Below are 21832 nucleotides of genomic sequence, written 5' to 3' on the forward strand. Positions count from 1 at the left end.
TTCGTGGGCTGCCCCCCGTCGAGCGGGCCTCCCGCGCCCGGTGCCGTGCCGCCGGGCGGGCCCGCGGTGTGCCCGGCCCCGGTGGCGGCGAGTTCGGCCAGGTCGCGCACCTGGTGGACGTCGAAGCGGCCGGCCGGCCCGGTGCCCTCCGCGAGCAGCAGCAGGACCTCCTCCTGCACCCCGGGGAAGACCCGTTCGGTGAACAGCACGAGCTGGACGTGCCGGAAGCGTTCCAGCAGGAACTGCCGGACGGGCGCGGCGTAGTTCACCGCCAGCAGCTCGGCCGGGAGCACCAGGCCGAGACGCCCGGCCGGGCGCAGGAACCGGGCCGCGTGCACGGTGAACGCGGCCCACGAGCTGGCCAGGCTGGTCAGGCGGACACCGGCCTGCCCGGCCGCGGCCTGGGCACGCCCGCGAGCCTCACCGTGGAACTTCTGGTATCGCACGTACGGCGGGTTGCCCACGACGGCGTCGAAGTCGGGCCGTGCCGGCACGGCGAAGAAGTCGGCGACGGTGATCTCGGCCTGCTCGCCGCTCGACGTCACGGCCAGGGCGGCCGCGGCTGCGGTCGGCGCGTGCAGCTCGATCCCGCGCAGCTGGGCGCGGTGCGGCAGGCCGCCCTGGCGGCCGCCGCGGGGCTGGACAGCCTCGCCGCCGTAGCTGTTCTTGTCGCCATAGCTGCTCTTGTCGCCGCGGTCGCCGGCATGGCCGCCGCCACGGGACCGGCCGTCGTGGTCGTCGTCGCAGACGTGATCGCCGACGTGATCGCCGGGGCGGCTGCCGGGCTGATGGCCTGGATGGCTGTCGGGCCGCTGGCCGGCGACGCCGTCGAGAGCCCGCAGCCGGCGGGCGGCCGCCAGCAGGAACACCGCCTCACCGCAGGCAGGCTCGAGGACGCTGTCATCCCGGTCGCGGAGCGCCCAGGTGACAATATGATCACATAGCGCGGCTGGCGTGAAGAAGGCGCCGCGAATCTTACGGTGAGTGATCGAATCTGTGGCGCTGGTCGCTTCCCGGGCGGCCGGGAGCGCGGCCCCGCCCGACGACGGGCCGCCGGCCGTCCCGGACCTGCCGGTGACGTCGGGGGCGCGGGCCGTCTCGGGGGTCGGGGTTGCCACGTCCAAACCCTAGAGCCCGGCACCGACAGTTCGTCCGGCGCGTCGTCCTGACTTCGCTTCACCCGGTACGAGCCGCTTCTGTCCCCGCGGGTGCGAGCGGGCGGCGTGCCCGTTCCGCGTCCGCCTGCGGCTGGGACGTGTACGCCGGGTGTGGAGGCTGGAACCATGCCCGTTCCGGCTGCTCCCGTGGCCCGGGGCGTACGCGCCTCGCGGCTGGGGCGCCCACGCGGATGTGGGGGACTTCACCGGGCCGCCCGGCTCCCTGGCCGGGGGTTGCGGTGGGTTACCTGGGATGTTGTGGCATCACCCGGTGCGTGAGGTATGTAGTGGACTTCCTTGCCCGGAGGGCTCCCGCCATGGCCGGTAGCCGTGTAGCGTCTTCCATGGCCAAGTTCGGCGGTTGACGCCTACAAGGGGCGGCGACGGCGAACGCTGACGCGGGAGAAGCAGAATTCTTCCGCGGCAGACGGTCCGGGGCCCGCGCGGTGTGGGTCCTGACTGCACCAGCAGGGAGAACGGCACGTGGCTCAGGGCACGGTGAAGTGGTTCAACTCGGAGAAGGGCTTCGGCTTCATCTCCGTGGACGGTGGCGGTTCGGACGTCTTCGTCCACTACAGTGCGATTGACATGGAAGGCTACAAGAGCCTGGAAGAGGGGCAGCGGGTCGAGTTCCAAGTGACCCAAGGGCAGAAGGGTCCGCAGGCTGACGCCGTTCGTGTCGTCGTCTGAGCCACGTAGGGACGTAACTCCGAGGTATTTTCCACAGTCATAGGGCGAGGGCCCGCCATCTGCTGTCAGGGGCGGGCCCTCGTTTCTTGTTGGTGCGTGTAACTGGCTTGGGGCTCGGTGAATCGCCACCAATCATCATGAGCCGCGCCGTCGGTTCGCTCTCTGTGTTCCGCGTGCTTTCCTGTTCCGCGCGCTTTCCTGTTCCGCGCTCGCCAGGCGGTGGTGGTTGGCTGCCCGCTCGGATCCCGGCTGCGTACCCACGGGCCGCGGGTGATGTCCGCTATGCCTGGTCTCATCTGGATCGTCCGCTGGCGCCGGTACCGGCCAGAATGTTTGTTCATCTTTTGTCGTGGGCGTGCGCCAGGGAAACATCTTCGCCCTGATAGCGTCGTCCCAACGGCGTGTCCGGTGCACCGAACGGTGCCGCGATTCTGTTTTTCGGAACCGGTCGTGTTAACTGTCCGGCTCCGTCGGGTGTTTCCGTCGTCCCGTGACCGGAATCACATCCGGCCGGACTGCGTCACATCGAGTGAAATACAGCGTTCTCCAGACGGCCGACAGCGGGCGGATTCCCCGGTTTTCACCGCCGGCCGTGTTGCCGGCGGCGTCACGGCTGAATCTTCCGCGGCATGTCGATCCGGCCTGGCGTCGTCCCGTCGGCCCCGGCCCGCTGGTCGGCCCGCCTACCGCTCCAGCCGGTCGTGGGACACCAGCAGTTCGGCGATCTGGAGGGTGTTGAGCGCCGCGCCCTTGCGCAGGTTGTCACCACAGACGAACAGGGCCAGCTCGTGCGGGTCGTCGGGGGACTGCCGGACCCGGCCGACCCAGGTCGGGTCGGTACCGACGACGTCCGCCGGGGTGGGGAACTCACCAGCCGCCGGATCGTCCAGCACGGCCACGCCCGGCGCCGCGCGCAGCACGGCCCGTGCGGCATCCGCCGTGACCGGCTGTGAGAACCACGCGTGCACGGCTACCGCGTGAGTCGTGACAACGGGTACCCGCACGCAGGTCGCGGACACCTTCAGCCCGGGAAGCCCCAGGATCTTCCGGGACTCGTTGCGGATCTTCGTTTCCTCGGACGACCAGCCGCCGTCCTTCAGCGAACCGGCCCACGGCACGACGTTGAGCGCGAGCGGGGCCGGGAACGGGCCGAGCCCGTCCGCGCCGACCGCCTTGCGGACGTCACCCGCGCTCCGGCCGAGGTCACGGTCGCCCGCGACCGCGGCAAGCTGGGCGTAGAGGGTGTCCACACCGGCCTGGCCGGCCCCGCTGGCCGCCTGGTAGGACGTCGCGACCAGGGACCGCAGGCCGAAGGCGCGGTGCAGCGCGCCAAGCGCGACGATCATCGACAGCGTCGTGCAGTTCGGGTTGGCGATGATCCCGCGCGGCCGGTCGGCGACCGCGTCCGCGTTCACCTCGGGCACGACGAGGGGAACGTCCGGGTCCATCCGGAACGCCCCCGAGTTGTCGACCGCGACCGCCCCGCGGGCGGCGGCGACCGGCGCCCACCGCGCCGAGATCTCGTCCGGTACGTCGAACATGGCGATGTCGACACCGTCGAAGGCCTCCGGCGTGAGCGCGAGCACCTCGACGTCCTCGCCGCGGACCCGCAGCCGCCGCCCGGCGGACCGGGCCGAGGCGATCAGGCGGATCTCGCCCCAGATGTCGGGACGTTCGTCCAGCAGCGACAGCATCACCGTGCCCACGGCGCCGGTCGCCCCGACCACCGCCAGTGTCGGCCGCCGGCCCGCGCCCGTGCCCGCGTTCACAGCACCCGCCGGAGCGGCCGGCAGCGGACGCGCCGGCACCGCCGCCGTGGTCGCCGTCGCCGTCTCGCGCGCCCCGCCGGTCATCGGCCGGTTCCCGCGTAGACGACGGCCTGGCCGTCGGGGTCGCCGAGCCCGAACGCGCCGTGGACGGCCCGCACCGCGACCGGCAGGTCGGTGTCCCGGATGACCACCGAGATCCGGATCTCCGAGGTAGAAATGATCTCCACGTTGACCCCGGCGTCGGCCAGCGCCCCGAAGAACCGGGCCGACACCCCCGGATGCGACTTCATCCCCGCGCCGACCAGGGAGAGCTTGCCGATGTGGTCGTCGTACAGGGTCCGTTCGAACCCGATCTCCGTACGGACCTTCTCCAGCGCGTTCAGAGCGTTACGGCCGTCGGTTTTCGGCAGGGTGAAGGAGATGTCGGTCCGGCCGCTGCCGGCGACCGACCCGACCTGGACGATCATGTCGAGGTTGACGTCGGCGTCGGCGACCGCCCGGAACACCGCGGCGGCGACCCCGGGCTTGTCCGGGCAGCCGACCACGGTCACCTTCGCCTCCCCCTTGTCGTGCGCGACTCCCCGGATGATGGCCTGTTCCACCAGCTCTGCCTCCGCAATCTCGGTGACCCATGTCCCCGGCCGCAACGAGAACGACGAGCGGACGTGCACGGGGACGGTGTAGCGGCGCGCGTACTCGACGCACCGAAGCATGAGCACCTTGGCCCCGCAGGCCGCCATCTCCATCATCTCCTCGTAGGAGATGCGTTCGATGCGGCGGGCGTCCGGCACGATCCGCGGGTCGGCGGTGAAGACGCCGTCCACGTCGGTGTAGATCTCGCAGAAGTCGGCGCCCAGGGCGGCCGCGAGCGCGACGGCGGTCGTGTCCGAACCGCCGCGGCCGAGCGTCGTCACGTCCTTGGTGTCCTGGCTGACGCCCTGGAAGCCGGCGACGATCGCGATGGCGCCCTCGTCCAGGGCGCTTCGGATGCGCCCCGGGGTGACGTCGATGATGCGGGCCCGGCCGTGCACCGAGTCGGTGATCACCCCGGCCTGGGAGCCGGTGAAGGAACGGGCCTCGGCGCCCAGGTTCGAGATGGCCATGGCCAGCAGCGCCATGGAGATGCGCTCACCGGCGGTGAGCAGCATGTCGAGCTCGCGGGCCGGGGGGAGCGGGGCGACCTGCTCGGCGAGGTCGAGCAGGTCGTCGGTGGTGTCACCCATCGCGCTCACCACCACGACCACGTCGTCGCCGCGGCGGCGCTGGGCCACGATCCGTTCGGCGACCCGTTTGATCCGGTCGGCGTCCGCCACGGAGGAGCCACCGAACTTCGCCACGACGAGCGCCATGGGTCCCAGGTTACTTGGGACCCATGGCGGCCCGTCCCGTCGCTCGGGGACACGCCGGTCCCGAGTGCCGCTTCGCCGGGGGTGAAAGCGCGATTGCGCCGCTTTTGGCCCGCCGGGGCCGGGACGCGGGAAGAGCTGCGGCCGTCGACGGGCCACGCCGCCGGCATGCCCCGCCATGTACAAAGCCCGACCTGGGGTGGGCGGGTGACCACCTGTGTGCGAGGGTTCTTCTGGAATCCATTGTCGGACATCGGTCGGGGCGGCCCGCCAGCAGACGGGCCCCGATCGGAAGGGATGACTGCACATGGCCATCAGCCTTGCCAAGGGTGGCAACGTCAGCCTCACCAAGCAGGCGGCCGAGGCGGGCACGCCCCAGCTCACCGCGCTCACCGTCGGGCTCGGATGGGACGCCCGCACCACCACCGGAACCGACTTTGACCTGGACGCCTCCGCCATCGGTGTGAAGGCCGACGGCAAGGTCCTCAGCGACCAGTACTTCATCTTCTTCAACAATCTGAAGTCCCCGGAGAGCGCCATCCAGCTCACCGGCGACAACCTCACCGGCGCGGGGGAGGGGGACGACGAGTCGATCGTCATCACCCTCGGCCAGGTGCCGGCCGAGATCGACAAGATTGTCATCCCGGTGTCGATTTACGGCGCGCAGGACCGGCAGCAGAACTTCGGCCAGGTACGCAACGCCTACATCCGCGTCGTCGACCAGACCGGCATCGAACTGGTCCGTTACGACCTGTCCGAGGATTATTCCACCGAGACGGTCGTCATCTTCGGTGAGGTTTACCGGAACGGTGCCGAATGGAAGTTCCGCGCGGTCGGCCAGGGCCACAACGACCTCAGCGGCCTCGCCCGCGACCACGGCGTCAACGTCTGAGGGCGTCGCCGTCCGAGAGCGACGGTGCGTGACGGGCTCGACCCCCGGGCCCTGTCGCTCGGCGGCCGGCGGGCCGCGTCGCCGGGGCCCGGGTCGCCGGGGCCCGGTAGGTGCCGGCCGGAGCTGGGAACATCGGGGGCATGGCACCGACGATGATCGGTTGGCAGGTCGGCGCACCGGCTCCGGCGGCGGCCCGGCCGCTGCGCCGGGCGGCCGTCCCGGTACCCGAGCCGGCCGCCGGTGAGGTCCGGCTGCGGGTCGCGGCCTGCGGTGTCTGCCGCACCGACCTGCATCTCGCCGAGGGCGACCTGCCGCCGCGCCGGCCCGGCACCATCCCCGGGCACGAGGTCGTCGGCTACGTCGACGCGGTCGGCGGCGACGTCGTCGGGGCCGCTGTCGGTGACCGCCTCGGCATCGCCTGGCTGCGGGAGACCGACGGCGCTTGCGGCTACTGCCGGCGCGGCGCGGAGAACCTGTGCCCGGCGTCCCGCTACACCGGCTGGGACGCCGACGGCGGCTACGCCGAGTACGCCGTCGTCCGCGCCGACTACGCCTACCAACTGCCGGCGGGCTATTCCGACGGGGAGCTGGCGCCGTTGCTGTGCGCGGGCATCGTCGGCTTCCGGGCGCTGCGCCGGGCGGAGCTGCCGCCCGGCGGCCGGCTGGGGATCTACGGTTTCGGCGCGTCCGCCCACCTGGCCGCGCAGGTGGCGCTGGCGGAGGGAGCGCGGGTGCACGTCATGACCCGTTCCGAGGCGGCCCGCCGGCTCGCGCTCTCACTCGGCGCGTCGTCGGCGTCCGGTGCCTATGAGGCTGCGCCGGAGCCGTTGGACGCCGCGGTCCTCTTCGCTCCGGTCGGCGATCTGGTGCCGGTCGCGCTGCGTGCCCTCGACCGGGGCGGGACGCTGTCGATCGCCGGTATCCATCTCTCCGACGTGCCGGCGCTGAACTACCAGCGGCATCTGTTCCAGGAACGCTCCGTGCGCAGCACGACCGCGAACACCCGGGCGGACGGCCGCGAGTTCCTGGAGATCGCCGGCCGGCACCACCTGGCGGTCACGATCACGCCGTACCCGCTCGACCGCGCGGACGACGCCCTCGTCGACCTGGCCGCGGACCGGGTCAACGGCGCCGCGGTGCTGTTCCCGTCCACCTGAGCGTGGCGGCCGGCTGAGCGTGGCGGCCGGCTGAGCGTGGCGGCCGGCTGAGCGTGGCGGCCGGCTGAGCGTCCCGTCCGGCTGAGCGTGTCCGTCCGGCTGGCGCATGGCGGCCGTCCGGTCAGGAGCGTTTTCTGGACGCGACGAGCCGGCGTTCGGCGGCGCTGAACAGGTCGGATACCTCCCGGTTGAGGTAGCCGATGGTGCCGCGGCCGATCTGCCGGCGGCGCAGGATGCCGGCCGCGACAAGCTCTTCGGCCGTCGCCCGGGCCGTCCGCGGCGGGACGCCCAGCCGATGTGCCGCGCTCACCTCCGTGAGCACCGGGGATTCGGGCAGCGTTGCCAACAGCTGGTCGGACATGGACGGCTCCCACGGCCTGTTCCGGAACGCGGTCGTCCGGTTGCGGAAAGCAGACAGCCGGACGTCCCAGGAGCGGCGCAGCGCGGCCAGTTCCACGGTGAACCTGCGGGTCTCCTCGACGGCGGCGGCCGTGGCGTCCAGGAAGAAGGTGAGCCACTGGCCGACCGCCGCGCGGGCGGCCGCGCTGTCCGGCGGGCCGTTGTGGCAGAAGGCGGTCAGCGCCGCCACGTACTCGTCCGGCCGGGTCATGAAGACGAGGCTGACCGGCAGCACGGCCGGGCCGAGCAGCCCCCGCCGGGCCAGCAGCGCGTGGATGAGCACACGCCCGACCCGTCCGTTGCCGTCGGCGAACGGCTGGATCGTCTCGAACTGCGCGTGGACGAGCCCGGCCTGGACCAGGGACGGGTGCCCGCCTTCGGACGCGTACGCGGCAAGGTCGGCCAGCAGCCCGTCGACGGCGGACGCGGGCGGCGGCACGAAGGCGGCGTCGAGCGGGTTCCACTCGCTTCCGCCCAGCCAGGTCTGCACGGTCCGCGGGCCGGTGCCAGGCTGCTCCGGCAGCAGGGTGCGTTGCAGGCCGACGATGCCGTCCACTGTGATCGTCCTGGCCTGGGCGGCGTCGGTGACCGCCTGGCGGAGCGCGGCGATGGTGTGGGCGACCCCGCGGGCGCTGGTGCTGAAACCCTCGATGGTGGTGTCCGGGGTGGCCGTGGCGGCGAACTCCGCCAGCGCGACCTGCTGTGGGGCGACCCGGATGCCCTCCATCCGGGCCGATCCGATGGCCTCCGAGCGGAGCAGGAAGCCGGCCGCCCGCTCCAGGCTCACCGTGGCCGTGCCGCGCAGCGCACGGATACTGGCCTCGATGGCGGTGGCCCGGGAGAGCAGATCCCGCGGGAGAGCCGGCGGGCTGGCGGCGAGCGGGTCGGGGCAGTAGGGGCGGTACACGCCCACCCGGCGCCCACGCGGCGGCGCGGCCGGATCCGGGGACCACAGCTGCTCCCCGTATCGACCCATCGCCGGATTCCTTTGTTTTCAGTGTTTTTGTTTCAGTGTTTTCAGCATGCCAGCAGCGGCGGGGCGGCCAGCGGGACACGTGAATTGTCCGGAACGGGAGAATGCCCGGGCCCGGGGCGAAGGCCGCTCTGAGGACTGCCCTGAGGACTGCTCTGAGGACCGGGCCCAGGGCGAGGGCCGCCTGGGGCAGGCCGCCGCACGGGGAACGGGAGCCCGTCGGGCCTCACGGCCGTACCAGCCGGTTCGGGCTCGGCCCCCGCCTCCGGCCCAGCAGGTGCAGCAGCCCGCCGGCGGCCGTGCTGAGCGCGGCGGCGACAAGAACGTCCCGGGGCAGCAGGTCGGTGGACTCCCGCTGGATGCGCCCGTGGAAGCGGTCGAAGCCGCGCGGCCACGGGCTGCGTCCGACGAAGTAGATGCCGATCTTGTCGGTGTCGGGCAGACAGGCCCCGCTCATGGCCGCCAGGAGCGCGAGCCGGCGCCCCGGCGGCGCGGCCGCGGTCAGGATGCCCATGGCGGCCAGCCCGGCCACGCCGTCGCGGCGGGCCACCGGAACCCAGCTCCGCCCCGGGCCGGCTCCCCAGTGCGGCACCATGTCCATGGCGAGGTGGGAGACGAACCCGGCGGCAAATGCGGGAAGAGGCCGACGCAGTGCGGTGCCGATCAGCGCTCCGGCGCCCACGTGCGCACTTATGATCATTGGTCGTGTACTCCTGACCTTCATGGGTTCCGTGACGGTTTCCGGTGGTCACGTTGTCCGGCCAGAACAACGTATGCACCGGTCACGGGTATCTGGCGACATGCGTGTACTGAGGAGGATCACACCGCCGGCTCCGGCCACCGTCCGTTCGGGGAACTGACGGGTTCGTACGGGGATCCGGCCTTACGGGCCGGTCCGGAACGGCGTCGTTCGGACGGCCTTCGTCCGGAGGATTGTTCGAGACGTCCGTCCGGACGGCTGCCCGGACGTGTCCAGACGTGTCCAGACGACAACTGGACGACGACTAGACGACGACGCGGCGGCCTTCAAAGGCGCGGCCGAGGGTCACCTCGTCCGCCCATTCCAGATCCCCGCCCATGGGCAGGCCGCTGGCCAGCCGGGTGACCTTCAGGCCCATGGGGGCGATCTGGCGGGCCAGATAGGAGGCGGTGACCTCGCCCTCGGTGTTCGGATCGGTCGCGAGAATCAGCTCGGTCACCGTTCCGTCGGCGAGCCGGGCGATCAGCTCCCGGATGTGCAGATCGTCCGGGCCGACCCCGCCGATCGGATTGATCGCTCCGCCGAGAACGTGGTAGCGCCCGCGGAACTCCCGGGTCCGTTCGACGGCGACGACGTCCTTCGGCTCCTCGACAACACAGATCTGCGCCGGATCGCGGCGGTGGTCGGCGCAGATCCGGCACAGCTCCGCCTGCGCGACGTTGAAGCACGTCCGGCAGAAGCGGACCTTGTCCTTGATCTCGTTCAGTGTGGCCGCCAGCCGCCGCACGTCCACCGGGTCGGCGGAAAGCAGGTGGAAGGCGATCCGCTGCGCGCTTTTCGGGCCGATGCCCGGCAGCCGGCCGAGTTCGTCGATCAGATCCTGGACGATCCCCTCGTACATCGTCACCGACCCGTCCCGCGGAGCGCTGTTGTGGGGCCCGCTGTTGTGGAGCCGGTTGTCGTGGGGCCCGTTGTGCCGGAGCCCGTTGTGCCGGAGCCGGGCGTTCCGGCCATCGCCATTCTGACGGCTGTTCTTCCGGCGGGCGTTCTTCCGGCGGGCCTGGCCGGCACGTGTCCAGGCGGCACCTGCCCGCCCGCCTGCGAGTCGTTCATCGCGCGCCTGTCATCCCAGGCCGGGAGGTATCGACCCCGGGCCTGACCCGCCCGGCAGACCCGCCGGGCCACCGCCGACTCCGCCGGGACCACCGATGCCGCCAGGACCCCCGATACCGCCAGGACTCCCGATACCACCGGGGCCGCCGAACCCGCCGAGGATGTCACCGAGCCCGCCGGTGACCTGGCCCATCCGCTCGGAGGCACGTCTGCGCGCGTTGTCGGCGGCGTCCCGGACCGCCGCGAGGACGAGGTCGGCGAGCGTCTCGGTGTCGGACGGATCCACCGCGGCGGGATCGATGACGAGATCGACCAGCTCACCCCCACCGGTCACCGTGGCCCTCACCAGGCCGCCGCCGGCGGTGCCGTCGACCCTGGCGTCGGCAAGGTCCTGCTGGGCGGTCAGCAACTCGGCCTGCATCCGCTGGGCCTGCTGAAGAAGCTGACCGATGCCCGGCCCGGCGCCCGGCGGTATCTGCGGGTTCGACATGCCACGAGCCTACGTCCGTTGCATGAGAGCGTCAGATGGCACGCCTTCACGCCGCCGCCCCTTGCGGGGCGGCGCTCCCGGTCTGACCGGCCGGAGCCGAGCCGGGTTCCCGCTTCATAGCCACCTGCCCGCTCACGCGGGTCTTATGGTCGGCTCCACGGGCGTTTACCGTCTCCGACGCACTGCCGGCGACGAGGTCACGCAGGTTGACCGCGGCGTTCAGGTCGCGGTCGATCACTAGCCCGCAGGACGGGCAGGTGAAGGTGCGGTCCGACAGGGTCAGGCTTGGGTTTCGCCCGCCGCAGCCGGAACAGGTCTTGCTCGACGGGTACCAGCGGTCCGCCACGTGCAGCGCCGAGCCGTACCAGCTGGTCTTGTAGGCGAGCTGGCGGCGGACCTCGGCCATGCCGGTATCCGATACCGCGCGGGCCAGCCGCCGGTTACGCACCATCCCGGCGACGTGCAGATCCTCAACGACGATCACGTTGTGGGCCGTCGCGAGTCGGGTGGTGAGCTTGTGCAGCCCGTCCCGGCGCTGGTTGGCAACCTGGGCGTGGATCTTCGCCAGGCGGGCGGCCCGCGCACGCCTGGCGGCGCTACCAGGCTTCGAGCGGGAGTACGCACGCGATGCCGTCCGCAGCCGGCGCAGAGAGGCGGCCAGATGCTTCGGGTTCGGGATCGTCTCTCCCGTGGAGAGAACGGCCAAGTGCTTCACGCCGAGGTCCACACCGACCGGCCCGATCGCACACTGCCGCGCGGACGGGCCGGCGGGGACCTCGCGCTCCACCTCGACGGTGAACGACACGAACCAGCGGCCCGCGGCCCTCGACACGGTCGCGCCCAGCAGCCGGGCCCGGCCCGTCAGCCAACCGGTCGGTGAGCGCCGTCAGGGGCTCGTGGACCTTCACCCGGCCGATCCGGGGCAGCTTCACCCGCCGATCCCCGGCCGGCCCATAGGCGCCCGTGGTGTACCGGAAGCTGTCGCGTGCCTTCCCACGCTTCTTGAACCGGGGAAAACCGACCCGGCTACCCTTCCGCTTTCCTTTCCGGGAGTCGGTGAAGTTCTTCAATCCGCGGGCAAGCTGGTCGAGCCCGGCCGCGTACGCCTCCTTCGAGTACGCGGCCCACCATGGAGCGGCCTCGTGTTTGGCGGCGTTCCAGACCAGCCGCAGCGCCGGGAGCGTCCACGGCACCGGGGTGAGCAGGTCCCCGGTCAAGCCATAGGACTGCTCGGCGTCGCGCTGGGCGAGCGCCGCCTTCACCCGGGCCAGCCCCCAGTTGAAGGCGAACCGGGACGCCCCCGCATGCCGAGACAGCCCCGCGAACTGGACCTCATTCGGATCGAGAGCGAACCGGTACGCCTGCAAGGTCCTCACTCGGCCGCCTCGGTCGCGGCGGCGACCGCGCGACGGGCCCGGTTCGCCGCGGCGCGACGGCCATAGAGCCGGGCGCACATCGACGTCAGGATCTCGGTGATGTCGCGGACGAGGTCGTCGTCGGCCTCGTCCGGGTCGACGACCAGCAGCTTACGGCCGTGGGCGGCAAGAGCGGCTTCGACGTACTCGGAGCCGAACCGTGCGAACCGGTCACGGTGCTCGACAATGATGGTCGTCACCGCCGGATCGCGTAGTAGTGTGAGGAACTTCCGGCGATCCCCGTTCAGTGCCGACCCGACCTCGGTCACGACCCGGCCGACAGGAATGTTCCGCTCGCCGGCCCACGTCGCGACCCGGGCGATCTGCCGGTCGAGGTCAGCTTTCCGATCGGCGGACGACACCCGGGCATACACCACGGCCAGATCACCGGCGGCCGGGCGGTCGGACTGCTCCACAAGGATCAGCCCGCCGACCCGCCGACCCGCCGACCCGCCGGGCCGGAACCGGCAGTTTGCCCTCAAGGAACCACTGGCGCGCGGTCGAGTACCCGACTCCGTTCGCGGCAGCCCACTCCTTGAGGTTCACTCCGTGACTATACGGCGCTGCCTGGCGCTGAGTTGTCAGAAGTGGTTGCGCACGACCTGCAGGGTGTGCAGAAACGATAGCCAGTCGGAGCCGGCGTGGTCGGCGGCAGTCGTGACTCGGCGTATGGCGCGGTGGGTCAGGAGCAACGCCCACAGTTCCTGGCGGACCATGGCAGACGACTCCGAACGCAGTATCACAGAGAGGTAGCGGTCGATCAGAACGCGTTCGTTGATGTGGCAATGTGCTGCCGTGATTAGCCAATATTTGTTTTAAGGAAACGAGAAGGAGTCCTTTTATTGATCAAACCCATCATGGCATCCGAAGATCGCTCACCCAATGGTCTCGCTTCAGTGGAACCGCACCCATCGGTATTCGCACGCGGCCTGCCGGTTCTTTGCTCGAGCGGTGGAGATCGTGGCTGCCGGCTTTCTTACACGGCGATGAGTTCCACGTGGATATTGGCGACCTGGGCGAGCATGTGAAGATCACCTGGGTCGGAGGTGAGGATGTCGTCTCCGTCGGCCGCCAGGCACACCACGGCCGCGTCGATCGCGTCCGACTGGCCGCTGCGGGCCAGCAGCATGCCCGCCCTGCGCCCCAGGGCGTCGGTGAGCGGTGTGACGGTGACGCCGGCGAGCAGGTGGGCGACCCCGGCCTGCCGTCCCCGCCCACCCCGCCAGACCTGGGTGACCACACCCCCATGCGTGACCGGCGGGCGGCCTGCCAGGCGTTCCCGCTTGACCAGGGCCACCACGCTCCAGTCACCGCGTTCGACCGCGAGGAACGCCCCGGCGTCCAGCACAAGCATCAGGCGGCTCCCCGATCACGGCCAGGTGAAGGAGGGGCATCCGTGCCTGGTGCTCCGCGCACCACGACTGCTCGGGAACGAGCCTGCCGGGCGGCATCACGCATTTCCTGCTCGGTGATCTCACCGTGTTCGGCCTCGTAGGCGGCGAGGAAGTCGTCGAGGGCCCGCAGCCGACGGTCATGGTCGGCTTTCAGGCGCAGGGCGTCGTTCACCCAGGTGCTCACACTCTCCGCATGGCCCTGCGCGACCGCCTCCTGGGCCACGGCCAGCAACTCGGCGTCCACAGAGGCCGAGAGCCGCTGTTTGACACTCATATGGATATGCTAATCCCCTCCTACGATCGTGGTAACTCCTTGGTTGAGGTCTTTGTGTCGCACCGTGAATAATATCGTACGGTGTGGCATCATTCGCGAGTGATCATATGGTGTGAGCCGGTTGGATTCGACCCGGGGGCGGTGGGTGTCACCTTGCGGGCTGTTCGATGATGGTGGCGCCGAGGCCGGTTCGTAGCAGGGCCATTGCCGCGTCCTCGCCCGACAGCGGTTCGGCGGCTGAGGTTTCCTGTCCTCCCCAGGCCGGCTTCGCCGACGTGGGGGACGACACCCCGGGCGCGGAAGACACGTCGTGCTGGCTTCGGCTTTCCGGCGAGGAACCAGCGGGCCCGGACGGGTCGTCGGCGGGGAACCACTCGTCGTCGACCGCGTCGTCGGTCTCCGGACCGGTCGCCGAGGCAGCCGATGGCGTTGCCGGACCCACCGGGGCCGTTGCGGGACCCGTCGTCGGACCTGCTGCCGCCGAGCTCCCCGGTGGCGGCGAACCCGCTGGCGGCAGGCCTGCCGGTGGCATGTGCGGCTCGTTCGTGTCGTCGTGAACAGCCACGGGAGTGGGCGAGGCGCTGTGCTGATGCTGTTTTCCGGGCGGTGGTGGCGGTGCGACGGCGTTCGGAGCCGGTTGCGGAGCTGGCCGCACCCATGGCGCCTGCTGCGGGACCGCCCCTGAGACCGTGTCCGGGGCCGTGGATGCCGATGGGTCGCCCACCGGCCGGACAGCCGGCCAGTCGGTGGATGCCGCTTGGCCCCGTGGCGTCGTCGGCGGCGCGGCGACGTGAGGGCCCACGGCACCGGACGCCGTCGGTGGAGCAGACGCCGTCGGTGAAGTGGATGCCGTCGACGCGCCGAAGGCTGTCGACGAACTGAAAGCTGTCGACGGACCGAAGGCCGTTGGCGGGACGGAGGGGCCGCCGGCGGCTGGCCCCGCGCCCGGGTTCGCGGCGCCCGGCCAGCCGCCGGATCCCCCGACGCCGCCCGACGGGCCGACGCCGCCAGAGGGCCCCGCACCTCCGGGCGGCCCGCCTGACGGCCCGCCGCCCGCGGCGATGGTGATCCGCCAGGTGCCGCCGAGGACCTCGGTCAGCGCGGCACACAGGACGTCCACGTTGCTGCCCTGGCCGAACAGCCGGGCGATCGGTGGCGCTGAGAAGGCCAGGACGACCTCGTCACGTCGGACGTCCGCGACCGATGCGTACTCCTGCAACAGGGCATGTGCGGTGCGCGACCGGGTTGCGCGCAGCACGTCGCCCCAGACCGCACGCAGCCGGCCGGCGTCGGTTCCATCGCCCGGCCCGCCCGGCCCGCCCGGCCCGCCCGGCCCGCCCGGCCCGCTTGGCGGAGCCGTGGGAGGAACGGGAGTGAAGGAGGCAGGCCTGGCGTCGGCTGGTGGCGGCACCTCGGCCGCGGGAGCCCAGCCAGCCGGACCGGGGGACTGCGCCGCGGCAGTCGCGGCAGGCCGGTGCGGGGCCCGGATCGGCGCGCCGGTTCCCACCGCGGCCGCCGCCCCGGGAACCGTTCCTCCAGAGCCAGAGCCAGAGCCAGAGCCAGAACCAGAGCCATACCCAGGACCCGCCACGTTGGCCGGAGCTGTTCTGGATGCCGGTCCGGCCGCGGCGGCTGGAACTGCCGTCGGGACGCCCGGAGCCGCCGCGGCGGCAACCGCGCCCACAGCGGCAGCGGGGCCTGCGGGAACCGCACCCGCCGCGACGATAGGGCCCGCCGCGGTAGCCGGGCTCGCGGGAACCGCGCTCGCGGCGGCCGGGCCTGGAAGGACGGCCGGTTGCGTGCCGGGGGCCGTATTCGCGATGCTCGTGGCGCCCGCGGCTGGGGCACCGGGGGGACCGGCGGCCACCCCCTGACGTTCCAGCCGCTCGATGCGGACCAGCAGCGCCGCCGGGTCGGAGCTCGCGGCGGGCAGCAGCGCGCGTGCCAGCGTCAGCTCGAGCAGCAGCCGTGGGCTGGTCGTGCCGCGCATCTCGACCAGGCCGGTGTGCACGACGTCGGCGGCGCGGGAGAGCTCGGCCGGGCCCATCCGCGCGCACTGGTCACGCATCCGTTCGAGCTGGTCGGCCGAGTAGCTCTCCAGCAGCCCCTTGGCGGGGGCGTCCGGGACGGCCGCGAGCACGATCAGGTCCCGCAGGCGTTCGAGCAGGTCCATGGCGAAGCGGCGCGGGTCGTGCCCGGAGGAGACGACCTTGTCGATGACGGTGAAGGCGGTTGAGCCGTCCCGCGCGGCCAGGGCGTCGACCGCCTCGTCCAGCAGGACGCCGTCGGTCAGGCCGAGCAGCGCGGCCGCCCGGTCGTAGCCCAGGCCGTCCGGGCCGGCGCCGGCGAGCAGCTGGTCGAGGACGGACAGCGAGTCCCGGACCGACCCGGCGCCGGCCCGCACGACCAGCGGTAACACCGCCGGGTCGACGTCCACGCTCTCCTGCGCGCAGATCGACGTCAGATGGTCGCGCAGCACCCCGGGCGGGACCAGCCGGAACGCGTAGTGGTGCGTCCGGGACCGGATGGTGGCGATGACCTTGTCCGGCTCGGTGGTCGCGAACACGAACTTCAGGTACGGCGGAGGCTCCTCGACGACCTTGAGCAGGGCGTTGAAGGCCGCCGCGGTGACCATGTGCGCCTCGTCCACGACGAACACCTTGAAGCGCGCCGAGGCGGGTGCGAAGAAAGCGCGTTCCCGCAGGTCACGGGCGTCGTCGACGAGGCCGTGGGAGGCGGCGTCGATCTCGGTGACGTCCATGCTGACCCCGGCGCGGATCGACACGCACTGGTCGCAGGCCCCGCATGGCTGCGGCGTCGGGCCGTCCACACAGTTCAGGGATGCGGCGAGGATGCGCGCGGACGACGTCTTGCCGCAGCCGCGCGGCCCGCTGAACAGGTAGGCGTGGTGCAGGCGGCCGGTGCGCAGCGCCTGCATGAGCGCGCCGGTGACATGCTCCTGGCCGACGACCTGGGCGAAGGTCGCCGGACGGTATCGGTTGTACAGCGCACCGCTCACCGGACCACCGGCCTGCCTGCCTCGTCGGAACCCAGGACCGCGACCCCGTGACGAAGAAGACCCCGTAACGGAGGGCGACCCCCCGCACACCCGCCAGAGCCTGCTTACCCTTGCTGCCTTCCGGCCCTGGGGGGGTTCACGAGGGTGACGCCGCACGAGGGGTCTGTCCAGCAGTCTATGGCCTGCCGGGGGGATCTTCGCGGCGGGGGTACCTGCCAGCGGTGACCATTGTCCGGACGGTGAACCTCGGCAAACTGTTCCATACCGCTCAGCGTCGAGACGGCCCGAGTACGTCCCGTGCGAAGGTAGCGGCACCCGATCGCCCACGACACGCAGGAAACTCGGTGAGGTCGAGCATGAGCATCAGCATTCGTAACCAGCTCTCTGGGGCTGTGACTGAAATCACTTCAGGCGAGGCGATCAGTGCTGTGAAGATTCGTCTCGCCACCGGGCAGGAAGTGGTTGCCGCGGTGACCACCGAGGCGGTCCGGGAGCTCGGCGTCGCCAGCGGCTCACAGGTCCGGATTCTGATCAAGGCGACGGACGTGTCCCTGGCCGTGGGCGAGGTGTCCGGCCTGAGCATCCGCAACCAGCTCCCCGGCGCGGTCACCGCGATCGACCAGGGCGAGGCGCTGGCCATCGTGAAGGTCGCCATCGAAGGCGGGGAAACAATCACCGCTGCGATCACCAAGGCGGCTGTCGGCGACCTCGGCCTCGCGGCGGGCTCCGCGGTCACCGCCCTGATCAAGTCCACGGAGATCGCCATCGCCGGCCCCTGACCCGGCCGCGGCCCACTCGGCCCACTCGGCCCACTCGGCCCGCTCGGCCCGCTCGGAGCACTCAGCCCGCTCGGCCCGCTGTCTCGATCGCCCTTCGGATCCGATAGTGTGGTCGACGGAGGATTCGCCTAGTGGCCTAGGGCGCACGCTTGGAAAGCGTGTTGGGGGCAACCCCTCGCGAGTTCGAATCTCGCATCCTCCGCCACCGCTGACCAGCGGAAACGAAGGCCCCGGACCGTTCGACGACCGGGGCCTTCGGCGTGCCGTGGGCTCAGAGGATATCGTCGCCGGCCACGCGTGCCTGCTGTCCCTCTCCGACATCCGTCAACTGGCCCACGCCATCGACGAGGGCCAAGCCGTCACCATCGAATACGTCTTCGACAAGGGGATCCTCGGCATCGGTGACAGTGATCGCATCCTGGTCTCACAGCGTTTCGTCGGCCACAGCCCCGCCGCCCGTGAACACGTCATAGCGCTCGCCGGCCGACCGCTCATCGGACCTCAACCGGGCACCCACCCCGTCGCGGCCATCCACCGCTCCTGGCGCACCAAGCCAGGTCTTCCACGGAAGCCCGCGCCCCGTCACGGCCGCATGATCACCAAGGCGTCGGCCATACGACGCAATGGTAAGGGGCACGACACCAAGAGTATGGTCTCTTGTATGGCGACGAAGAAGGTCACGGTGACGATCCCCGAGGATCTGCTGGACGAGATCCGCGCGGAGGCGGCAGAGCGGGGCCTGTCGGCATACGTCGCCGAGGCGCTGCGCTTCAAGCGGGATCGGGACCGCCTTGCGGAACTGGTCGACTGGCTGCAGGAAGAACACGGCCCCGTCGCCGGTGACGAGCGTGCGGCAGCACTCGACGAATTGGCGGAGCTCGACGCCGAACACGAGCGACGCCGCACGACGGGGCAGCACAACGCCGGAGAGGCGGCGTGAAGAAGCGGGGTGCCGAGCAGCGGCCCCTGCGCGTCTTCGTTCTCGATTGCGACGCCCTGGCCCTGGCCGTGCGCGGCGATCGGAAGATGATCGCCTGGCTCGACCTCGCGGCCCGTGGGGAAGCCGAGGTGGTGACGTCTCCGATGACGCTGGTCGAGGCGTACGACGGCAGAACCACCGAGCAGCGCTGGGACTGGGTCCTCTCCCGGCTCAAGGCCGCCGACATCGGAAAGGACGAGGCCCGCCAGGCCCGGCGCCTCCTGGCCGATACCAGGCCGCACGGCCACAAGTACGCGATCGACGCCGTGCTCGCCGTCATCGCACGACAGCAGAAGGGGCAGGTAACCGTCTTCACCTCGGACCTCGATGACCTGGAGAAGCTCCTCCCGCACACCATCGTCGTCAAGAAGGTATGACCCGGCACAAATCTCCGACGGCGCAACGCGCCTCACCGAGCCCGACACCGGATTCGTACTCGTCCGCAACGGATCATAATGCCGCGGGACGTTCTCGGATCGGAGTGTGGCGACCGCAAAGCGTAGTGATCCCGGCTGCTCGACCCACATTCCATACTCCTCATACGTGAGTCCGAGGTAGTCGCGCAACGGCATGGGCCGGCCGGCCGGGGCACCGCCAGCATCGTGCCAGGCAGCCACCCAGTCATCGACCTCGGGGAGCAGCGCTCGCCCCGCAAGGCACGCGTCGAGGAAGGTTGTGGTTCAGACATCGATCCTCCTTCCTGGCACCGCATCTCCTACTGTGACACCTGTGATCTCCTGGCAGGTTGTCGGCTCCGCGAAGGCCCTACTGGAGGGCAAAGAAGACTCGGTTGCTGTCCAGGGCCAGGGTTTCCTCGACGATCCAGGCGCCGCCCTGCACCTGGTCGGTGGGGACGGAGACGCAGACGTTGCCCGATGCCTTGGCGTTCGGGAACATTTCGCTGACGTCGCTGAGGCTGGTCGGGATGACCCCGCAGTGGTCGTCCTCGCCGCCTCTGCCGAAGGTGTTCCCGCCCGAGCCGTGGAAATGGAATGACAGATCGACCCACGGTGTCCCGGAATCGGGCCCATTGTAGGTCAGGTTGACGGGCACCATCACGAACTGCCGGCCGGCGGCGGGGGGATCGTTGAACCTGTTCTTGGCGGTGACCTGGGCGGTCGCGTTCAGGACGGTGGGGCCCAGGGTCACCTGCCAGTCGCCGATCTTGACGGTGGTACCGGCGGGCACGGGCTTCTGCCGGGTGCCGGGGGCGTCGCCGGTGCGTGTCGTGCCGGGGGCTGCCGAACTGTTCGGCTGGTTGACGATGTCGGCTCCCGCTCCGTCCGGATCGATGCTGGCGCAGCCGGTCATCGCCAACGCCACGGCGGCGAGGAGCGAGAGAAGCGCGGGAAAAGCGGTCCGTCCGGCACGCGCCTCAATGGAGGTCGTGATTCTGGATGGCATGAGAAGACGCATTCGATGATCACTTTCTGGGTGTCCTGCGGCGAGTACCGAAAAGGCTTGGACGGACGACCACCGCTGCCGCCGGAGCCGCTTGTGGAGCGAAGAAGGCGGCGGATGGGGGAGGGACGCCGGAGTGGGTGTCCGAGCCGTCCCCCCCGAGCGGCCCGGACGGAGGTCACTGTGGAGGCGCCGGAGCCCAGGGATCAAACATTCAGCTGATAACCAGGGTTATCAGTCTTCCTCATATTATTTCTCTTTATCATAACTATGCTTGCCTGACGCGACCACGGATCGGGCCGTGGGCGGCGCACTGGCGCGAACGGGGGTGAGCACATGCCGGACCTGACCGACGCGGGCACGCTGCTCATCTCGATGCCGGAGATCGCCGACCTCGCCGACGTGCGACGCGCGGTGGTGACCACCTGGCGGCGTCGGCACGCGGACTTCCCTGCGCCCGTCACGGCTCAGGGGCTGGACGCGGGCATCCCGATGTTCCATGCGCCGGACGTCGTGCGCTGGCTCGCCGCGAACCCGCGGCGCGGCAACCGCCGGATCGAGAACGCGGATCTGCGCCTCTACCTGCTGCGCTGCCTGGGCCAGCGGATGGGCGCCCGCACCTTCGTCGCCGCGGCCAGCGCGCTGCTCTGCCTACGCCACCTCGACGACGAGCCGCTCACCCCGACAGCGACGACAGCCGAGGCCGCGATGACCGCCGGGACCGCGATGACCGCCGGGACCGCGATGACCGCCGGGACCGCGACGGCCGCCGGGACCGCGACGGCCGTCGACGCGGAGAAGGTCGATGATCTGCGCGCGTCGCTGCGTGTCCGGGCGGAGCGGGTCGATCCGGACGACCGGCTGCTGCTCTCCGAGGTGACGGCTCTCAGAGCGCACGTGGGCTGGTTGGCTCCCGCCGTCGACGAACTGGTCGAGGCGGCCTACAGCACCCGCGACGCGTTCGAACGGCTGCTCGGCGCCCGCCACCGCCTCAACGTTCCCGAGCTCTACACCGACTCGGTGGTATCCCAGCTGGCGAGCCTGATGGCGCAGCTGTCCGGCGCCCGTGAGCATGCCCGGGATGTCGGGGCCGTGCACGTGGCCGACCCGGCGGCGGGTGCCGGTGACCTGCTGGCCGCCGTCCACTCGGTGATCGGCGAGGCGTACGACGTGCGGATCAGCGGGGCCGAGCCCGACCGGTTCCTCGCCCGGCTGGCCCGCCGCCGGTTCACGGTCGCCGGCGTGAGCCGCCGTGACCTGGACGTTCGTGCCTCGGCCGCGCGCCGCGCGAACGCCGACGCCGTCGTCACCCGCCTGCCGTTCCGGCCGGCGGAGGAGCGCGACGCCGTGGGCGTGCTCGTCGCGGTGCGCCGGATCGCCGACGCGCTGCGCCCACGGCAGACCGCTGTCCTGCTCGGGCCGGCCGAGGCGCTGGTGGACCCGCTGCCGGTGCACCGGCCGGCGGTGCGGCGCCGCGACGAGCTGCTGGCCACCGGCCTGGTCGAGGCGGTGATCCACCTGCCTGGCGGGATGGTCCCGTTCCGGCCGGCCTACCGGACGGCGCTGTGGGTGCTGCGCCGGGAGGAGGACGCGCCGGCGCACGGCCGGGTGCTGCTGGCGGACATCTCCGACCGGGAGCTGACCGACGACGTCGTCGAAACGCTCGTCCTGGACGTCGCGACCTGGCGCCGGGACGGATTCCGCCCGGACGAGCGGCTGCGCGTCCTCGCCTCCCAGGCGGCGATCAGCCAGTTGACGACCCGGCCCGGGGACGCGCCGGTGGCGTTGACGGCGCCGCGTCCCACCGGCGAGCCGAGCCGGCGGGCCGCCCGGGCGGTCGTGCGCATCCGCGAGATGGACGACCGGATCGCGTCCCACCGCGATA

18 protein-coding genes, 1 tRNA gene, 1 other RNA gene and 4 pseudogenes are annotated in these 21832 nt (G+C 71.2%); 9 read left to right on the forward strand and 15 right to left on the reverse strand.

Going from position 1 to position 21832, the window contains the following annotated elements:
- Nucleotides 1-1118, reverse strand: a 1118-nt coding sequence (locus tag NBX02_RS02620; protein ID WP_250289824.1) for an Eco57I restriction-modification methylase domain-containing protein, incomplete at its 3' end; no start/stop codon positions are given.
- A 522-nt stretch (nt 1119-1640) separates the two neighbouring features.
- Between NBX02_RS02620 and NBX02_RS02625 the strand changes: the two genes are divergently transcribed.
- Complete coding sequence (locus tag NBX02_RS02625; protein WP_250284119.1) at nt 1641-1847, forward strand: cold-shock protein; 207 nt, start codon at nt 1641-1643, stop codon at nt 1845-1847.
- Nucleotides 1848-2530: 683 nt separating this feature from the next.
- Here NBX02_RS02625 and NBX02_RS02630 read toward each other — a convergent pair.
- On the reverse strand, nt 2531-3700 hold the full coding sequence (locus NBX02_RS02630) for an aspartate-semialdehyde dehydrogenase (RefSeq protein ID WP_445548222.1): 1170 nt from the start codon (nt 3698-3700) through the stop codon (nt 2531-2533).
- Nucleotides 3697-4965, reverse strand: a complete 1269-nt coding sequence (locus NBX02_RS02635) for an aspartate kinase (RefSeq protein ID WP_250284121.1) — start codon at nt 4963-4965, stop codon at nt 3697-3699. The genes NBX02_RS02630 and NBX02_RS02635 overlap by 4 nt, the downstream gene beginning before the upstream one ends.
- A 304-nt stretch (nt 4966-5269) precedes the next feature.
- Here NBX02_RS02635 and NBX02_RS02640 point away from each other — a divergent pair, with 304 nt between their 5' ends.
- Both NBX02_RS02640 and NBX02_RS02645 read left to right on the forward strand, forming a co-directional pair.
- Nucleotides 5270-5854: a TerD family protein gene (locus NBX02_RS02640; RefSeq protein WP_250284124.1), complete on the forward strand. Its 585-nt coding sequence runs from the start codon at nt 5270-5272 to the stop codon at nt 5852-5854.
- 152 nt (nt 5855-6006) lie between these two features.
- A complete protein-coding gene (locus tag NBX02_RS02645) occupies nt 6007-7011 on the forward strand; it encodes a zinc-binding alcohol dehydrogenase family protein (protein WP_250284146.1) in 1005 nt (334 codons plus the stop codon).
- A 121-nt stretch (nt 7012-7132) separates the two neighbouring features.
- Here the strand turns inward: NBX02_RS02645 and NBX02_RS02650 are convergent, their stop codons facing one another.
- From NBX02_RS02650 to ffs, 11 genes and pseudogenes are all read right to left on the reverse strand, one after another.
- Nucleotides 7133-8386 (reverse strand): Fic family protein, encoded by a 1254-nt coding sequence (locus tag NBX02_RS02650; protein ID WP_250284125.1) that lies wholly within the window; start codon nt 8384-8386, stop codon nt 7133-7135.
- 223 nt (nt 8387-8609) lie between these two features.
- Complete coding sequence (locus NBX02_RS02655; RefSeq protein ID WP_250284127.1) at nt 8610-9083, reverse strand: hypothetical protein; 474 nt, start codon at nt 9081-9083, stop codon at nt 8610-8612.
- 304 nt (nt 9084-9387) lie between these two features.
- Nucleotides 9388-9984, reverse strand: coding sequence for a recombination mediator RecR (gene recR, locus NBX02_RS02660; RefSeq protein ID WP_250284148.1), 597 nt, complete (start codon nt 9982-9984; stop codon nt 9388-9390).
- Nucleotides 9985-10206: 222 nt separating this feature from the next.
- Nucleotides 10207-10686: a YbaB/EbfC family nucleoid-associated protein gene (locus NBX02_RS02665; protein ID WP_250284130.1), complete on the reverse strand. Its 480-nt coding sequence runs from the start codon at nt 10684-10686 to the stop codon at nt 10207-10209.
- Nucleotides 10687-10732: 46 nt separating this feature from the next.
- Nucleotides 10733-12062, reverse strand: a pseudogene (gene tnpB / locus NBX02_RS02670) (IS607 family element RNA-guided endonuclease TnpB).
- Nucleotides 12059-12647: pseudogene (locus NBX02_RS02675) on the reverse strand (IS607 family transposase). The pseudogenes tnpB and NBX02_RS02675 overlap by 4 nt, the downstream one beginning before the upstream one ends.
- Before the next feature lie 35 nt (nt 12648-12682).
- Nucleotides 12683-12817: a hypothetical protein gene (locus tag NBX02_RS22875; RefSeq protein ID WP_445548223.1), complete on the reverse strand. Its 135-nt coding sequence runs from the start codon at nt 12815-12817 to the stop codon at nt 12683-12685.
- Between the two features lie 260 nt (nt 12818-13077).
- Entirely contained in the window at nt 13078-13455 is a 378-nt protein-coding gene (locus NBX02_RS02680) for a twitching motility protein PilT (RefSeq protein ID WP_250285718.1), read from the reverse strand.
- Nucleotides 13455-13769, reverse strand: coding sequence for a hypothetical protein (locus tag NBX02_RS02685; RefSeq protein ID WP_013872111.1), 315 nt, complete (start codon nt 13767-13769; stop codon nt 13455-13457). Before NBX02_RS02685 ends, NBX02_RS02680 begins: the two co-directional genes overlap by 1 nt.
- Before the next feature lie 148 nt (nt 13770-13917).
- Nucleotides 13918-16788: a DNA polymerase III subunit gamma and tau gene (locus tag NBX02_RS02690; RefSeq protein WP_250289827.1), complete on the reverse strand. Its 2871-nt coding sequence runs from the start codon at nt 16786-16788 to the stop codon at nt 13918-13920.
- Nucleotides 16789-16858: 70 nt separating this feature from the next.
- Nucleotides 16859-16955: signal recognition particle sRNA small type (ffs, locus tag NBX02_RS02695), an RNA gene on the reverse strand.
- A gap of 189 nt (nt 16956-17144) precedes the next feature.
- Between ffs and NBX02_RS02700 the strand changes: the two genes are divergently transcribed.
- From NBX02_RS02700 to NBX02_RS02715, 5 genes and pseudogenes are all read left to right on the forward strand, one after another.
- Nucleotides 17145-17567, forward strand: a complete 423-nt coding sequence (locus NBX02_RS02700) for a TOBE domain-containing protein (protein ID WP_250285716.1) — start codon at nt 17145-17147, stop codon at nt 17565-17567.
- Nucleotides 17568-17684: 117 nt separating this feature from the next.
- Nucleotides 17685-17772: transfer RNA gene (locus NBX02_RS02705), tRNA-Ser, on the forward strand.
- Nucleotides 17773-17940: 168 nt separating this feature from the next.
- A pseudogene (locus NBX02_RS22880) lies at nt 17941-18163 on the forward strand (phosphorothioated DNA-binding restriction endonuclease); the annotation flags it as partial.
- Nucleotides 18164-18228: 65 nt separating this feature from the next.
- Nucleotides 18229-18507, forward strand: coding sequence for a CopG family transcriptional regulator (locus tag NBX02_RS22885; protein ID WP_445548224.1), 279 nt, complete (start codon nt 18229-18231; stop codon nt 18505-18507).
- Nucleotides 18504-18923 carry a hypothetical protein gene (locus tag NBX02_RS02715; protein ID WP_250285714.1) on the forward strand — a complete coding sequence of 140 codons (420 nt, stop codon included), beginning with the start codon at nt 18504-18506 and terminating at the stop codon, nt 18921-18923. Before NBX02_RS22885 ends, NBX02_RS02715 begins: the two co-directional genes overlap by 4 nt.
- 388 nt (nt 18924-19311) lie before the next feature.
- Here the strand turns inward: NBX02_RS02715 and NBX02_RS02720 are convergent, their stop codons facing one another.
- Nucleotides 19312-19950: a hypothetical protein gene (locus tag NBX02_RS02720; RefSeq protein WP_250285713.1), complete on the reverse strand. Its 639-nt coding sequence runs from the start codon at nt 19948-19950 to the stop codon at nt 19312-19314.
- Between the two features lie 333 nt (nt 19951-20283).
- On the opposite strand from NBX02_RS02720, the pseudogene NBX02_RS02725 reads away from it, so the two are divergent.
- Nucleotides 20284-21832 (forward strand): annotated as a pseudogene (locus NBX02_RS02725) (hypothetical protein); the annotation flags it as partial.

Source organism: Protofrankia sp. CiP1_Cm_nod1, assembly GCF_920888515.1.
Lineage (GTDB): Bacteria > Actinomycetota > Actinomycetes > Frankiales > Frankiaceae > Protofrankia.

Excerpts from the sequence above, each read along its gene's own strand:
- NBX02_RS02630 (WP_445548222.1), bottom strand. The coding sequence starts at position 3,700 with ATGACCGGCGGGGCGCGCGAGACGGCGACGGCGACCACGGCGGCGGTG.
- NBX02_RS02635 (WP_250284121.1), bottom strand. The coding sequence starts at position 4,965 with ATGGCGCTCGTCGTGGCGAAGTTCGGTGGCTCCTCCGTGGCGGACGCC.
- NBX02_RS02640 (WP_250284124.1), top strand. The coding sequence starts at position 5,270 with ATGGCCATCAGCCTTGCCAAGGGTGGCAACGTCAGCCTCACCAAGCAG.
- NBX02_RS02645 (WP_250284146.1), top strand. The coding sequence starts at position 6,007 with ATGATCGGTTGGCAGGTCGGCGCACCGGCTCCGGCGGCGGCCCGGCCG.
- NBX02_RS02650 (WP_250284125.1), bottom strand. The coding sequence starts at position 8,386 with ATGGGTCGATACGGGGAGCAGCTGTGGTCCCCGGATCCGGCCGCGCCG.
- NBX02_RS02655 (WP_250284127.1), bottom strand. The coding sequence starts at position 9,083 with ATGATCATAAGTGCGCACGTGGGCGCCGGAGCGCTGATCGGCACCGCA.
- recR (WP_250284148.1), bottom strand. The coding sequence starts at position 9,984 with ATGTACGAGGGGATCGTCCAGGATCTGATCGACGAACTCGGCCGGCTG.
- NBX02_RS02665 (WP_250284130.1), bottom strand. The coding sequence starts at position 10,686 with ATGTCGAACCCGCAGATACCGCCGGGCGCCGGGCCGGGCATCGGTCAG.
- NBX02_RS22875 (WP_445548223.1), bottom strand. The coding sequence starts at position 12,817 with ATGGTCCGCCAGGAACTGTGGGCGTTGCTCCTGACCCACCGCGCCATA.
- NBX02_RS02680 (WP_250285718.1), bottom strand. The coding sequence starts at position 13,455 with ATGCTTGTGCTGGACGCCGGGGCGTTCCTCGCGGTCGAACGCGGTGAC.
- NBX02_RS02685 (WP_013872111.1), bottom strand. The coding sequence starts at position 13,769 with ATGAGTGTCAAACAGCGGCTCTCGGCCTCTGTGGACGCCGAGTTGCTG.
- NBX02_RS02700 (WP_250285716.1), top strand. The coding sequence starts at position 17,145 with ATGAGCATCAGCATTCGTAACCAGCTCTCTGGGGCTGTGACTGAAATC.
- NBX02_RS22885 (WP_445548224.1), top strand. The coding sequence starts at position 18,229 with ATGGCGACGAAGAAGGTCACGGTGACGATCCCCGAGGATCTGCTGGAC.
- NBX02_RS02720 (WP_250285713.1), bottom strand. The coding sequence starts at position 19,950 with ATGCCATCCAGAATCACGACCTCCATTGAGGCGCGTGCCGGACGGACC.